The organism is Photorhabdus australis DSM 17609, from assembly GCF_000711895.1.
Classification (GTDB): domain Bacteria; phylum Pseudomonadota; class Gammaproteobacteria; order Enterobacterales; family Enterobacteriaceae; genus Photorhabdus; species Photorhabdus australis.
The window spans coordinates 1-10,517 of sequence record NZ_JONO01000087.1 but is presented as its reverse complement, the minus strand read 5'-3'; the positions used below and the strand labels follow the sequence as shown (position 1 = coordinate 10,517).

The window sequence follows — 10,517 nt, the reverse complement described above, 5'->3', positions numbered from 1 at the left end:
TGACTGGGCATCAGTAAACGGGGAGATACCTACCTGAGAACCCTGTTTATTCACGGTGCAAGAGTGGCCACCTTACTGACGAAAACCCCGCTACCGTCGATGCCAGAGTAATTTTTGTCTTGCAAACGGGATGCGTTCATTACATTCTCTACCAGACCATCATGCTGTTTAAACCCCCCTTCCAAAACGTCAACAGCCTCTAGTCAATTTAACATCATTAATCCATGACAAATTTTTCAACCTAACATGCAAAAAGATAACTTTGAGTAATTCTTCAACAGTTAGCATAGCCAAAATTGAAATATAAGTACAGTTTAGGTGTATTATAAGAATAGTTGAAATTGGTATGGATACTAACCATTGGCAAATAAAATTCAACTTTAGGTTATTTTTCGTATCACCGCAATTTTGAAGTATAGTTAGATAATATACAGATATGCATTTTAGCAAAAAAATCAATGGGAAAAACAATAGATATGTAAAATCATATCTTACATTATAATATATTGAAAAATAATAAAGCACTATAAAGAAAGTCACGCTAGTTACCAATGAATATAAGTAAACTGATAACTTCTGCTTTTTTAAATATCTATCTAGTTCAGCTATGCTATATCCATATCCTAGTCTTCTAGCAACTAATATCCCAGATGAAGTAGCTACTCCCCAAGATATTGCTAAGAATGCGGATTCTATGGAGGAAACAACAGAGTGTAGAGCTATATAATCAACTCCTAGTTTTCCAATGAGAAACTGATACGTAGCGATTCCAAGCGACCATATTATATTGGTTAATAAAATAGGTAGAAATTTTGAAAAATAATCAACAACTAGTGGCTTAAAAGAATTTAAATATATTGTACTTATAAAATACTTATAGGTGTAAATTTTTACTAATATATAAGAACCAACAATTGTTCTGATTATTCTAGCTATTGTTGTTGATAAAGCTGCACCTATGATACCCATCTCAGGAAATGATAAATTTCCATATATCATAACCCAGTTTAAGAAAACCGCAATTATGACCTCTAGAATGGTTATTTTTGTTGATATGGATGGTTTTTTATGACACCTATTGATTGTGTCAATAATTAGTGATAGTGAACTAAATAAATATAAAGGTGAAGTGTATTTTAAATAAGTTGAACAAAGAAGCGAGACTTCTAAATTATCGGTAAAAATAGAAGATACATGATAAGAAAACAATGCCTGAATAATAGACTGTATTGTAGATACTGTTAATAAAAACAATAGAGATATTTGTATTATTGAAGTTTGGCTTTTTACATTTCCCGAACCAACATAATTCGATAAAAATATAGATAAAGTGACAGTTAACGATATGAGCAATGTAATGTTTAGCCATGTTACTTTAGCCGCAATTCCAATTGCGGCGACATTGGCCTCCCCTAGCTTAGATACCATAAAAATATCGATATAACCTAAGCAAGAGAAAACCAAACTCTGAATTGAAATGGGGATGGCTAGTCTTAATATTTCACTAATCTTCATAGTTTTATACTATAAACTTAGAGTATGTCTATCACTATTTTACAAGTAGAATAGATTCACTGACTGAGTTTAACTTTATCTTATTTATCTCATTGTTTTGAGTGTATACTTCTTGGAAGTTATATTTTGAATAATTTATTCTTTCCAGAAGTTTAATTAAATTATTGTCATTGTATAAAATGGACGAATAGAGTATTGAGAAAGAGAATGCTTTTTCAACACCCAACTCATTCACTCTAGATATAATGTCATCATTATCTATTTTTTTTGACAAGAAGTACTAATACTCTCTAACATCACAAAATTTTATTAAATTGATATCTTGAGCAAAATTTTCCCATGCTTCGTTTGAAGCCTCCTTATATAAATGAGTGCATAAATGGATAAAAAAATCAATATTGGATAATGTTTTTTTGTTATTTAGAATAGAATCAGTTGATAGAATTTTTTCATTAATGTCTTTTTTGTCAGAAAATGATAGTCCAAAAGTAAAATCTATAGATATAATATCAACAGTGGGTTCTGGGTGGATTTTACAAAATGGTGGAAGGTTAAACATCTTTACTTTCCACATTAATTTGTCTTCACGACTAAGTTCAGTTAACGTTTTGTCATTAACATTATACTCTCCTTGAATATAACCTAAATTATTCATAATTTTTGGCAATCTTTTTAAGTCATTTTTGCTAACAAAAAAATCTAAGTCGTTTAGTGTTCGTGTACCATAGTCGGTATATATCAAATCCAACAAAACAGAGCCTTTTAGAGGCCTTATATCAATTCCTTCCTCCTTAAATGCCGTTAAAATAGTAATCAATTCATCCATAAGCACCTGATTTCTCTTGGTTGTTGCTAAATAAATATATTTTATAGCACTTGCTACTCTATAAGGCACTAGATGGAGTAATTTCATTTCAGACAGAGATTTATAGACGATGCCTACAATTTTTTGCCTATTGACTACTGAAAGGAACCGATCCCAAGGAAATTCCGTACGATTCATAATATCAATCAATTGACTTTTATTCACATTTTCATAATCAGTTCTACATAAGGAAGTTAATGTGTATAAAATTTTTGAATTTGTAACTGTAGTATTCATATCATATACCTCTTTATTTAATAATTACTGTATATATCTGACATCTCTTAAGGTAGGACCCGCTTAGATCGACGATGCTAGAATTTTTAACTTTTTCTACTGAATAAATCACAAAAAATTTATTACATTTAGGGCTCTGCCTAAGTTTATCGATTATCGAGAATTGTTCAGTGAGTCGAACATCAAGAGAGCGGTAGTGTTTTTTCGTTCTGCCCTCCAGGTGTACTGGTTTCTTTTTCCGTTTCCGAGTTCCTCTGGCGTTACCTTTTTTTATTTCACGTTTAAATACGCCGAGTATGCTCTTGTCATAACGTCACCTATTTATCTATGAAGCGGATTCGAATACCTCCATTATATAGGTCACCAAATTCATATGCACTACACAACCAATTCTCTTGGATGGAAAGAGACTGTTTCTTAGATTACTTAGATGGGCAAGATATTGAAAAGAGAATAAATCATATATGTGACTGGTTTCACATTATTGTTATTTCCTATGGTTCAATTTTAATAAATTATTCTAAAGTGTTGAGAATGATGTTAATTGTAGTGTTGATCATGTTAAAGAGGGGGTTCATATTGATGGGAATATTAAATTTATAAGGTTAACGATATCTCTAGTTATTAATATTGTTAGATAACTATGATCTATAACTTTCCATACTTTGTGAATCGTGTTTCTGCATTGATAGTGAAATGTAAAAAATATAAGGGGCTGTCCTAGATCAAATGACTTATCTAGGACAGCCCCTTATTTTTAAAAGAAACCACTAATGGCTTAAGTTTTTTCTTTGCCGTAAATCATTTCTTATCTGATGCACTTTCCAATGGAATGATTTCAAATCTGTTATCTGGAGAGGATACTAACTGGGATTTATATGAGAAGAACCATATTAAAAACTTTGTATCTTCTAAACTGGGTAAGAAATCAAGAAATAACAAATATAATTTAGGTTTCATAAAAGAATATTGTGAGTTAAAAATTCATAACTCTGAGAAATCAAGATTTCCAATTAGAGATATGAAATTAGAGTCCAGTACCTCAGTTCTTCGTCATAAAGTTTTAAGATCTACATCAGACAATATGATTACAGCCCATTTAATTAAAGCCATTGCATCGTCATTTGATGAGTTCTTTGGAGGAGAACACTTATATAGGGTTAAATCAACATGGAAGAGAACCTACTTATTCGATAGATCCTAGATATACATTAGGATGGTTGAATGAGATACGGCCGTTGATAATAAAAAAGAGCGAAAATGGTTACTGTGTCAATGATATCAGATCCAGAGTGCTAATGAATACTCTATATGGTGGTGATACTAATACTCTGCTTGCTAGTAAAACTGAATATGGAGAGGTTGGTATACAATTCCCATCAATTTGCCTAAATGTAATAAATAAAAAATGGTTTACAGGAAAAATTAACACACAGTACAAACATAAAATTTTAGTCAATGATCGTGGAGCATTTCGAATTATGCATATAGGTATTGGACTTATTATTGATTCTGAATATTGTGATTTAATTCTAGACTTCTCTTCTCTTGATTACGAAGAGTATTATATTAGAGGGTTATTTTATTTGTTAATTGAAAATTTTAATAATTCACATAATCTAAATTTTAAATAATATGATGAACGCTAAATACGATATATTAAAGAATATTCTTTACAAAGAATCTGGGATAAACCCTGATTATTTGGATATATATAAAAAAAGCTTTAATTCTAGAGATGCTGTCAAGTATTTCTTGGTTAAGAAGCCCGGAGAACTAATAAGAAATCCAATTAATGGAGCTCCTGTTTTAACATTCATGTCATATGAGCAATACTTTAATAGTTTAGGAGTTAATATTACTTATGATGATTTGAGTCATTATTCTCTAGAAAAGAATTGTTTTAGAGTGATTAATCCTTGGGGATTTGTAGGCATACAGATTGGTGAGTCTGCTTTGTTCTCTTTAGGAGTATACAACCCTAAAGATATGGAAATAAATGGTAGAAATTATAAGGTTTACTATGATTTCGTTCACCCTGAATATATATGGAAAGGAAATAATAAATTCGAACTATTTGACTGTCCTAAAGGTGAATCATTCATATGTACATCATATAATACATGGCAAGGTGATTTTACAGGAAAATTTGGTGTTAGATTGCAATACTGGAATTACAATTTTTTATCAACCTAAAAACGAAGGAGAAATATTTGATTGCGGATTCATTAAGAATGTTAAAGTGAAAGGAATTTTTTGTATCGAATCTGTACCTACATTAATAAGTGGAAAAGTAAATTATAAAAAGTTGGAATTATGGGCAAAAAATCAAATTTAGATATTGAAATAATAGTAATTGAGTTTATGAAGAAATCTGAAATAAAATCACTTGATGACTTGGATTCATTTCAAATTGTTTCTTTGATTATTCATTTGGAAAATGAGCTTGATATCAACCTACTAGATGAAGATCTTACGTTTGATGATTTTTCTGATATGAATTCAATTATTGTCTTAGTAAATAAATGTCTTATTTAATGTGTTTTATCAACTTATCATAAATTGGTTAGGAATTGATAAGGTTAATGATAAAGGAAAGCTCTATATAATGGGCATGAGGTTAATGTTTTTTTATGTGATTTTATAATTCATAAACAGGTGTAAATAAGCTTAGATTGTGCAATGAAATTATTGTAATAATTACATCCATTAATAATATTGTTTATTTCAATGGTTCTATGAAATAGAATATATGTAACAAGAGAAGGTGAACAAAGTATCAATTTGCATTAGTTTTTATTCCATTCTATTTGGCTTTTTCTTCGAGGAGAAGAAACAATGAAAAAATCTAAAGTAATTGATTCATACTATAATTATTGTCTAAATGGTTGGTTGCCTGAAGCAATTAAGAAGTACATATCGGTCTTAAACAAAGAGTCTGCCTTCCAAGAGAAGATTCTATCAATGTTTGTATATGCAACCGGCCAGAGTAGCGAAGAGTATTGTCATATTGAAAATGAAAAGAGAGAAAAATCGATCGTACTTAACGATATCGCTAAATCCTCAGAACTAAAAAATTCTGTTCTAGTTTTGAAGGGGTTATCTGTAGAGCGCTTTTACCATGAAAGTGCCTCGCGATTCGCTTTTGACGCAGATTTGGTAGTATTAGAAGATCACTTACCATTGCTTGATGCTTTGTTGATTAAGCATGGGTACGATATATATTTCAGTACTATTTGGATAAAGGATGTTGTTACAGAAAAAGTTTATAAATCATTCCGATATACGAAAGGGAAAGATGATGATCGTGGATTTGAAATCCATGTTGATCACTACCCAATCGATGATAATGGTTCGAGAATATTACTACAGTCGTTATATTCTGGCTGCTACAACACTATTTTGAGAGGGACATATGTCAATGTAGTTAGTGATCTTAATTCTATATTGATAATACTTATTCAAATTTACAACAAAGATTATCTAACAATTAGGGACTTTGTGGATCTTCTCATTCTGCTTGAAAATAGCGATTTTAAAGCATGTGAGCACATAGTGAGAACACTAATTAGTTCGCATGGATTAGGTCCTGCTATTGCAAAGCTTCGTAAATATATTGAAGTTAATGAAATTGACGTTAGCAAGTATCCAAGTGGTGCGGACATAGTCAAAATGGTTTCATGGGAACTTAGTACTCCGGACGTTTCTCAATTTGATAAAAAGTGCGTTGCATTAATATCAGACGATCCAACCGCCAAATCACGAGAACTGTTTGATAGGGGCACTCCTACAAGATTCTACCGTTTGTTTAAAAATGAGAAGGTAGACGAAAGTAATAGCTTCAAAATGGAAACAAATATTGGTTGTTTTTACGGGCAAGTAACAGGAGATTTTGTTGTCTATGAATAACACCAAAATACTCTCAGAATTAAGTGCTAAAGGTTGGGTGTGTGTTGATACACCTTCATGCCTTGGCCACAGTGATGATATGTTCACTAATTATATTCGAGACACTATAGGCATGCATACCTTCGGCTTTCGGTCTGAGATTTTAGGGGATGTCGCGTCTATCCTATCCCCTAAAGAAGGTATTGTTCAATCTAGAAAAAAGTTAAGAGGTCACACTGATGCAAGCTTTCTTCCATTCGATACCGAGTGGAAGAAAGTTAGAGGTCTGTCGATAATCCCAAACTATGTAGCACTTCTTTCTATTTGTGGCAGTGATGTGGGAACCACAGTCTGTCATATCGAAGAAATCTTATATCACATGAATGATGATGAAATTTGCGAGCTTAGTTCACCAAATTATGTATTTGAGTGGCAAAAATCATTTGTTATGGAGTCCAACGAGTTAGATAGTTCTTGGAAGCCTATCCTTCATTTTTCTGATGGTTTTTTTCAAGTTCGATTCTCTAACTCAATAAAGACTTATAAAACAGAGAAAGCAAAAAAATGTGCGATAAAGCTTTCTTCATTATATCAACGCTTGTGCCAGAAGATTGCGTTGAAAACCGACCAGTTACTCATCGTAAACAACAGAAGGTGCATTCATGGTCGAGAGTTTATTTCTGAGGAAAGCTTTAGTAGAAAGTTGCATCGATATTACCTCTATGAAAAAGAGGACCTAGTGGTTAAAACGGATATTAAGGGGATTGTATTACCATGAAAATTAATGACAGTTATAAAAAGAAGCCTCATAGCAACGATCTGATTGAGCTGGAAAAAGTATTGGATCTCGGTAAGCTTTCAGGGAAAAGTGATACTGTTGAGCAATTTGAGAAAAAAATAGCAGAGTTGTTCGAAGTTGATGATGTAGTGTGTTGTTCTAGTGGAACGAGCGCACTTATTGCTAGCCTAATGGCTGAAGACATTTCTGCTGATGATGAAGTTTTAGTTCCGTGTTATACGACGATACCTACAACGTTCCCGATCCTATCAGTTGGAGCTAAGCCTGTATTTATTGATACCAAAACGTCACATACAACTGAACTATCGATTGACGATTTACTAAGTAAAATAAATGATAAAACTAAGGCTATAATAGCTGTCCCTCTATGGGGATATCCAGTCAATTATGATGAGATTGCTGAAGTTTGTAAGAGTCGAGGCATCATTGTTATTGATGACGCTGCGCAAGCTCACTTCAGTACATTTAAGACTGGTCGTCTGGTTGGAACTTTCTCTGATTATGGTTGCTTCTCGCTTCATGATAAGAAAATCCTTTCTACTGGAGAAGGTGGCTTTATCATTCCTTCGTCTCCTCAAAGAACTAAGCGTTTGCGAGAAATAGTCAACCTTGGGAACCTTAATGGCTTGTCATTTGGCTTGAATTTCAAGCTAGGTTCACTCCAAGCGGCTTTAGGTATCTCAAGATGTACACGAGTGTATGATGAACTTACTATTCGTAGAGAAAACGCCGAGAAAATCAAGGAGGGCATAGTGAGCACGAGATTTGAAGAAATTGATTGCCTGGGACAACCTAACTACTACAACCTAGTACTTAAAGATAAAGATCATAGAGACCTTGGCAATGTTCATGAGGTACTAAAAGATATGGGATTTGAAACGGACTTTCTAAAATATGGGGAGGCTAAGTATAAGTTTGGTATCCTCAATAAATTTTATGATGGCAGTATTGAGAAAGGAGATACTGTCCTCAAAAACCTGATAACCATTCCTACCCATCCAGATCTTTCTCAGGAAGGAATCGACTATATAATTGAAATTCTGGAGAAGGTTTCATGCTAGAAAAAAGCTTTATTTTAATCAAGCCGGATGCTGTTCATCGAGGGCTTGTAGGGAAAATTATCACTGAGTTCGAAGAAAAAGGATTCAAAATACATAATATCCGTTCTTTGGTGCTAAATGACGAAGACTTCTACTTCTTATATCCCAAAATTTTGGGTAAACCCTTTCATAAGCAGTTCAAAACGGTAATGCAGTCAGCTCCATCAACTTTGCTGGTTCTGAGTGGACATAATGCTTTAGGAAGTATATTTAACTTCGCCGGAGCTTACTCAAACCCAGAAGAAGACACTACACGTTCAATAAGACAAAAATATAGTGTCTGGACAGGTGCAGATGTAATCCATAGAGCAGCTGATTCCAACGAAGCGGTGAAGCAAATTGCCTATTTCTTTGATGAAGTTTGCGAGTATAGACATAATAATGAAGCTTTTATGGCTAAAGAGTATTGGGAGCCTAACGTCTAAAATAGCTGGTTCTGTCCCTTAGTTCAATGAAGTGAGAGCTCAAATGAAGTTATCCTACCAACATTATCAGTTCTGTTAGAATAAAGTTGGTAGGTACATCTTGACCTGACCTCGAGAACTAATGCTAAATTTCTTTAGTAATAACCGTTATGTTACTGTTGATTAATCCTGTTATTGTGGTCGTTACAAACTCAGACAGAGTTGGGTAAGAGACTTTTTTCATTCATTGGAGAGATTTTGACTATATTATCTTTTTCACCTTTTGAAAATTTAGCTCAACAATTGTTACCTATGGCTATAGAAAGCGATGACGGTGCTCATGATATTGCTCATCTCTATCGAGTATGGAGAAACGCACAAAAAATTTGTGAAGCAGAATCTGGTAACTTGCGGCTCGTATTCACCGCAGTGTTGCTGCATGACTGTGTAAGTGTTGAAAAAAACTCGCCAAACCGTCATCTGGCTTCTCGTATGGCGGCAGAAAAAGCAGCATTAATATTGAAAGAGTTAAAGTGGAGTGAGGAAGATATTACCGCCGTTTGCCATGCCATTGAAGCACATAGTTTTTCTGCGGCACTAACCCCCAGAACATTAGAAGCTCAAATAGTACAAGATGCTGATCGGTTGGATTCTATTGGTTTGATTGGTGTTATCCGCTGTTTTTATACCTCTGGCCGCATGGGTTCTTCATTGTATGATTTTCATGATCCTCTGGCAAAACAGCGTGAATATGATGATAAGACCTATGCTGTCGATCATTTCTATACCAAACTATTTAAGATTGAGTCTGGATTTCAGACTCAATCAGGTAAACAGATGGCCCATGAGAGGGTTGCGAGTATGAAGAAGTTCCTCGATTCTTTTATTGATGAAATTCAGGTTGATCCAACCAATTGAGATGAATGAACAATATTAATGATGACCTGTTATAATAAACTGGATTTTCATAAGCAAGAAAACATGCAGTGACAGAAATAGAGACAGTGACCGGCAAGCTAAGAGAATGTAATGAACGCATCCCAACCACTTAGCCTTTGGCATTGTGCTGGAATTGAGAGATGAGATGTGGATCCTCACAGATTTCCGGCCTTATAGTGCCTAAAAGCGGGAGACTATTGCTCCCTGATGACTGGAGGATCCACCCATGAAATTTACTCCTTTTTGGCGTTGATATTGCAAAACATTTGATGCAAATTCATTTTGTCGATGAATACACCGGTGAACTTATTGATAAGCCACTGAGGAGGCCGGATTTTTTAACGTTCTTCAGTAACCGCGAACCTTGTCTGATTGGCATGGAAGCCAGTGGTGGTGCGCATTATTGGGCTCGGGAGCTGAGGAAGCTGGGGCATGACGTGCGTTTGCTTCAGGCTAAATTGGTTAAAGCGTTCCGGATGGGAAATAAAAATGATGTTCAGGATGCCCGGGCCATTTGGCTGGCGGTTCAGCAACCCGGCAAATCGATCGCGATTAAAAATGAAGAGCAACAGGCCATTCTGTCATGACACCGAATGCGCCACCAATTAGTCAAATTCAGAACCGCACAAATCAATGCGCTGCATGGTTTGCTACTGGAATTTGGTGAAACCGAGCATAAAGGCAGGGCTTCTCTGGATAAGGCCATGCCTGAGGTACTTGAGCGACTCAGAAAAAAACTGGCCCCGTTCCTGCTTGCTCTGCTTGAAGCG

12 protein-coding genes and 1 pseudogene are annotated in these 10,517 nt (G+C 34.4%); 10 read left to right on the top strand and 3 right to left on the bottom strand.

The window, feature by feature from the left end; translation table 11 throughout:
* Positions 1-50 precede the first annotated feature (50 nt).
* The 3 genes from BO26_RS24960 to BO26_RS17530 all read right to left on the bottom strand — a co-directional run bounded on the left by BO26_RS24960 (position 51) and on the right by BO26_RS17530 (position 2,617).
* On the bottom strand, positions 51-185 hold the full coding sequence (locus BO26_RS24960; protein ID WP_477707047.1) for a hypothetical protein: 135 nt from the start codon (positions 183-185) through the stop codon (positions 51-53).
* A 4-nt stretch (positions 186-189) separates the two neighbouring features.
* Positions 190-1,515, bottom strand: a complete 1,326-nt coding sequence (locus tag BO26_RS17535; RefSeq protein ID WP_036773732.1) for an MATE family efflux transporter — start codon at positions 1,513-1,515, stop codon at positions 190-192.
* 280 nt (positions 1,516-1,795) lie between these two features.
* Complete coding sequence (locus tag BO26_RS17530; RefSeq protein WP_036773730.1) at positions 1,796-2,617, bottom strand: nucleotidyltransferase domain-containing protein; 822 nt, start codon at positions 2,615-2,617, stop codon at positions 1,796-1,798.
* Between the two features lie 832 nt (positions 2,618-3,449).
* Here BO26_RS17530 and BO26_RS24955 point away from each other — a divergent pair.
* The 10 genes and pseudogenes from BO26_RS24955 to BO26_RS17485 form a co-directional block, all read left to right on the top strand.
* Entirely contained in the window at positions 3,450-3,821 is a 372-nt protein-coding gene (locus BO26_RS24955) for a hypothetical protein (protein ID WP_477707046.1), read from the top strand.
* A 94-nt stretch (positions 3,822-3,915) separates the two neighbouring features.
* Positions 3,916-4,251 (top strand): hypothetical protein, encoded by a 336-nt coding sequence (locus tag BO26_RS17525; protein WP_157835574.1) that lies wholly within the window; start codon positions 3,916-3,918, stop codon positions 4,249-4,251.
* Between the two features lies 1 nt (position 4,252).
* Complete coding sequence (locus BO26_RS17520; RefSeq protein ID WP_036773728.1) at positions 4,253-4,813, top strand: hypothetical protein; 561 nt, start codon at positions 4,253-4,255, stop codon at positions 4,811-4,813.
* Between the two features lie 120 nt (positions 4,814-4,933).
* Complete coding sequence (locus BO26_RS17515; RefSeq protein WP_036773727.1) at positions 4,934-5,155, top strand: hypothetical protein; 222 nt, start codon at positions 4,934-4,936, stop codon at positions 5,153-5,155.
* Positions 5,156-5,455: 300 nt separating this feature from the next.
* Entirely contained in the window at positions 5,456-6,526 is a 1,071-nt protein-coding gene (locus BO26_RS17510; protein ID WP_036773726.1) for a nucleotidyltransferase family protein, read from the top strand.
* The gene (locus BO26_RS17505) at positions 6,519-7,283 is read left to right on the top strand and encodes a Fe(II)-2OG oxygenase family protein (RefSeq protein WP_036773722.1); all 765 of its coding nucleotides are present in this window, start codon (positions 6,519-6,521) and stop codon (positions 7,281-7,283) included. The genes BO26_RS17510 and BO26_RS17505 overlap by 8 nt, the downstream gene beginning before the upstream one ends.
* On the top strand, positions 7,280-8,365 hold the full coding sequence (locus tag BO26_RS17500) for a DegT/DnrJ/EryC1/StrS family aminotransferase (protein ID WP_036773719.1): 1,086 nt from the start codon (positions 7,280-7,282) through the stop codon (positions 8,363-8,365). The genes BO26_RS17505 and BO26_RS17500 overlap by 4 nt, the downstream gene beginning before the upstream one ends.
* Complete coding sequence (locus tag BO26_RS17495) at positions 8,359-8,829, top strand: nucleoside-diphosphate kinase (protein WP_036773716.1); 471 nt, start codon at positions 8,359-8,361, stop codon at positions 8,827-8,829. Before BO26_RS17500 ends, BO26_RS17495 begins: the two co-directional genes overlap by 7 nt.
* A 243-nt stretch (positions 8,830-9,072) precedes the next feature.
* A complete protein-coding gene (locus BO26_RS17490; protein WP_420864712.1) occupies positions 9,073-9,726 on the top strand; it encodes an HD domain-containing protein in 654 nt (217 codons plus the stop codon).
* A 247-nt stretch (positions 9,727-9,973) separates the two neighbouring features.
* A pseudogene (locus BO26_RS17485) lies at positions 9,974-10,517 on the top strand (IS110 family RNA-guided transposase); the annotation flags it as partial.